Origin of the sequence: Butyricicoccus sp. (assembly GCF_050872565.1) — a bacterium.
Taxonomy (GTDB): Bacteria; Bacillota; Clostridia; order Oscillospirales; family Butyricicoccaceae; genus Butyricicoccus_A.
Window position 1 is genome coordinate 1 of the sequence record NZ_JBNMHC010000226.1, and the last position, 3,650, is coordinate 3,650.

Annotated in this window: 4 protein-coding genes; 3 read left to right on the forward strand and 1 reads right to left on the reverse strand. The window is 52.8% G+C overall.

The annotated features are described in order from the left end of the window. The first annotated feature begins 68 nt into the window (after positions 1-68). Positions 69-1,388, forward strand: a complete 1,320-nt coding sequence (locus tag ACR0P9_RS09075; protein WP_432619393.1) for an amidohydrolase family protein — start codon at positions 69-71, stop codon at positions 1,386-1,388. Here the strand turns inward: ACR0P9_RS09075 and ACR0P9_RS09080 are convergent. Then, on the reverse strand, positions 1,380-2,132 hold the full coding sequence (locus tag ACR0P9_RS09080; RefSeq protein WP_432619395.1) for a hypothetical protein: 753 nt from the start codon (positions 2,130-2,132) through the stop codon (positions 1,380-1,382). The two genes, ACR0P9_RS09075 and ACR0P9_RS09080, sit on opposite strands and share 9 nt — an antisense overlap. 79 nt (positions 2,133-2,211) lie before the next feature. Here ACR0P9_RS09080 and ACR0P9_RS09085 point away from each other — a divergent pair, with 79 nt between their 5' ends. Both ACR0P9_RS09085 and ACR0P9_RS09090 read left to right on the forward strand, forming a co-directional pair. After that, positions 2,212-3,078 carry a TIM barrel protein gene (locus tag ACR0P9_RS09085; RefSeq protein WP_432619397.1) on the forward strand — a complete coding sequence of 289 codons (867 nt, stop codon included), beginning with the start codon at positions 2,212-2,214 and terminating at the stop codon, positions 3,076-3,078. Between the two features lie 28 nt (positions 3,079-3,106). Then, a partial coding sequence (locus ACR0P9_RS09090) for an aminopeptidase P family N-terminal domain-containing protein (protein WP_432619399.1) occupies positions 3,107-3,650 on the forward strand: 544 nt, incomplete at its 3' end.

Below are 3,650 nucleotides of genomic sequence, written 5' to 3' on the forward strand. Positions count from 1 at the left end.
CAGAGTTCTTGAAAAGCTGGGAAAAGTATGGTATATTGCTATGCGGATTTAGAAAGAGAGGCATAGGAATGAATACAGAACAAGCCTTTGCTATCAAGGGTGATATTTGTTTTTGCAAGACAAACAATCAATGGACAACAATGGAAAATGCCTATGCCGTGTGTGAACACGGCATTTCTCAGGGCGTTTTTGCTCAACTACCGGAGCAGTATGCGCATATTTCGGTAGTTGATTTCACCGGAAAGCTGATCATTCCGGGACTGGTGGATCTGCACATTCACGCACCGCAGTATGCATTTCGCGGCATGGGCATGGATTTGGAACTGATGGACTGGCTCAATCAGCAGACCTTCCCGGAAGAGGCAAAATATGCGGATTTAGCGTATGCAGATCGTGCGTATACGATTTTTGCAGAAAATATGAAGCACAGTGCCACGTCTCATGCTTGTCTGTTTGCCACGCAGCACCGAGCGGCAACCGAGCTGCTGATGGATCGCATGGAACAGTCCGGACTCGTCAGCTTTGTCGGCAAGGTAAACATGGATCGAGAGGCACCGGACAATTTGAGAGAAAGCAGTGCAGAGACTTCTGCACAGGAAACCCTGCAATGGCTGTATGAAATCGCGGGAAAGTATCAGCGCACCAAGCCGATGCTGACGCCGCGATTTATTCCGTCGTGTACGCCAGAGCTGCTGACCAAGCTGCAGATAATCCAGCAGGAATATGAGCTGCCGGTCCAGTCGCATCTGTCGGAAAATCCGGGTGAGATTGCGTTTGTACAGGAGCTTTGCCCGACATCCAAGTTTTACGGTGACGCCTATGATGCGTATGGATTGTTCGGCAGACAGCATCCGACTGAGCAGACCTATCCGGCAATTATGGCGCACTGTGTGTATTCGACACAGGAAGAAATACAGCTCATCAAGGACAATGGCGTGTTTATCGCACATTGTCCGGCATCAAATACCAATTTGTCGTCCGGCATTGCGCCGATTCGCCGGTATTTGAACGAAGACATGTCGGTAGGCTTGGGCAGTGATGTCGCAGGCGGACATACCGAATCGATGCTGCGTGCCGTTTGTGATGCTGTACAGGTGTCGAAGCTGTATTGGCGGCTTGTCGATGCATCGGCTGCGCCGCTGACGTTCTGTGAAGCATTTTATCTGGCGACAAAGGGCGGCGGTGCGTTCTTTGGCAACGTGGGCAGTCTGGAGCACGGCTATGATTTCAGTGCCGTCGTGCTGGATGACAGCAGCTTGCAGCACCCCTTTGCACTGACCATTGCCCAGCGCGTGGAACGGGCAGCATACAGTGCGTTGGACAATTATGGCATTTGTGCCAAGTTTGTTTCCGGTACGCCGCTGTTTGACCACGTGCACTCAAAATAATTTCATGGCTTTGGCGTCCGGATAGACAGCGAGCAGGCACTGAATGCCCAGCCGTGTCAACAGCTGCGCTTTGGCTTGCAGCGTATCCGCGTCATCAAATAAGACGAAATGTGCTTGGTCACTGCGCGTGTAGGTAAAATATTTGGCGCATAATTCGCGGGAAAAAAAGACTGTAGAGCCGGTCGCTTGGCGCAATGCTTGAAATTGTTCCGCGGATAGCACTGTTCCGTTGGGAGAGGCACAGGGAAGCGGAAAATCCATGCAGGAGCAGGTGAGCTGTGCGGCGAGCCGCTCTGCGCCGAACCGGGAGAGCAGATCGGAAAAATATTCTTCCAAACAGCCGCCGGAAATGGCTGTGTCAGCAATGACCGTGGCGTGCGGTGCGTATTCTGCCAAGGCGAGTGGGATGAACAGCGTGAGTCCTTGCTGCTGGGCTTCTCGGTCTAAACAGGTTGTCAGCTCTTGCAGCAGCGGTCGCTCGAAATCTGCCAAAATTCCCGCACAGTGGCGGTTTTGCGCGGCAGAAACAGCTTCTCGCGCGAAAACAGCGCTGTGCTTGGGAATGCCGCGGCTGTCTGCGATGCCGAGGTAATCGCCGCGAGAGCTGGCGGGCAGCGCGGTGAGAGAAAATGTCCCGTCTTCCGATACGCGGGAACAAAAATGCACACAGGAGAAACCAGCTTGTCTGGTGTGTTGTGCGTCGGTTCCTGCGGCTGCAATCATCCAATGGATGTTTGATGTCATGAGATGTCCTCCATTCGTTTTTTCTCTGTCTTTGGTTGCAATTGAAACGGAAATCCAGTACACTATATGAGGTGATTACATGAATATACGATTTGGCCCGGCGGGCAATTCTGCGTCCTTTGCTCAGGCGGGTTTTCAGGCGACCAAGGATGCGCCGGCATGGATCGCTGCAAAAGGACTGACTGCGTATGAGTATCAGTGCGGACGAGGCGTCCGCATCGGCTCAGAAACAGCCGCACTTATCGGACAGGAAGCGCGGAAATATGGGATTCAGCTGTCGCTGCACGCACCGTATTTTATCAATCTGTCCACCGATGAGGCGGAAAAGAAACAGAAAAATATTGGATATGTGTTGGAAAGCTGCCGCGCGGCGCGTGACATGGGTGCGGATCGCATTGTCGTCCACACGGGCGGCGTGGGCAAGAAGCGCACACGAGATGCCGCGATGGCAAACAGCCGCATCAATGTCCGGGATATTTTGACGGCAAAAGAGGATGCCGGATATACCGACATTACGATTTGCCTAGAAACGATGGGAAAAATCAATGTCATTGGCACCGCACAGGAAATCATGGAGCTGGTCGCGCTGGATGATCGGCTGCTGCCGTGCATCGACTTTGGTCATCTCAACGCCCGCACACACGGCGGAATGTCCACACAAGAGCAAGTCGCGGAATTGTTTGATTTGATGGAACAGACCATCGGCATCGAACGGGCGAGAATCTTCCACAGCCATTTTTCCAAGATTGAGTACAGCAAGGGCGGCGAGGTTCGCCATTTGACCTTTGCGGACGAAATCTATGGCCCGACGTTTGATCCGGTCGCTGCGGAGACCGCAGCGCGCGGCTACACGCCAAGATTTATCTGTGAATCCGCCGGTACACAGGCGGAAGATGCTGTGACCATGATGCACATCTATCAAAACTATATGAAGGAAACCGTTTGAATCAGAAGCAGAATCGAGGCAATTTTTTATGCTGAAGCAAATTCAGGAAGCCCTGCGCCAGGCTGATTTTGACGCAATTTTGATTACCAGTCCGCAAAACAGACGCTATGTGACGGGATTTCCGTCCTCTGCCGGTGTCTGCGTGGTGACACAGAAGGGCGGATACCTGTTTACGGATTTCCGCTATATTGAGGCGGCAAAAAAGCGCGTCCGCGAGGGCATTCAAGTGGATATGGTGCGCCGCTCATATGCGGCAATGGTCAATGCGGTCTGCCAGCAGGACGGCGTCAAGACCATTGCATTTGAAGAAGGGTTTATGACGTGCGCGGATCACGCACAGTGGGAACCGGCATTGGCGGCAAAGATGCAGCCGATGGGTGCCCTCATCAGCGATTTGCGCGAAGTTAAGACGCAGGAGGAAGTAGAGTGCTGCGTCAAGGCACAGCGCATTGCAGAGCGCGCACTGGCAGAGACGCTCAACGATATTCATGCCGGTGTGACGGAAAAACATATCGCATCGCTGCTGGAATTCCGTATGTTGGATTACGGCGGAGAGAAGATGTCGTTTGACC

What these genes read in the sequence shown, in the direction of transcription:
- ACR0P9_RS09080 (WP_432619395.1), bottom strand. Translation starts at nt 2,132, where the DNA reads ATGACATCAAACATCCATTGGATGATTGCAGCCGCAGGAACCGACGCA.
- ACR0P9_RS09075 (WP_432619393.1), top strand. Translation starts at nt 69, where the DNA reads ATGAATACAGAACAAGCCTTTGCTATCAAGGGTGATATTTGTTTTTGC.
- ACR0P9_RS09085 (WP_432619397.1), top strand. Translation starts at nt 2,212, where the DNA reads ATGAATATACGATTTGGCCCGGCGGGCAATTCTGCGTCCTTTGCTCAG.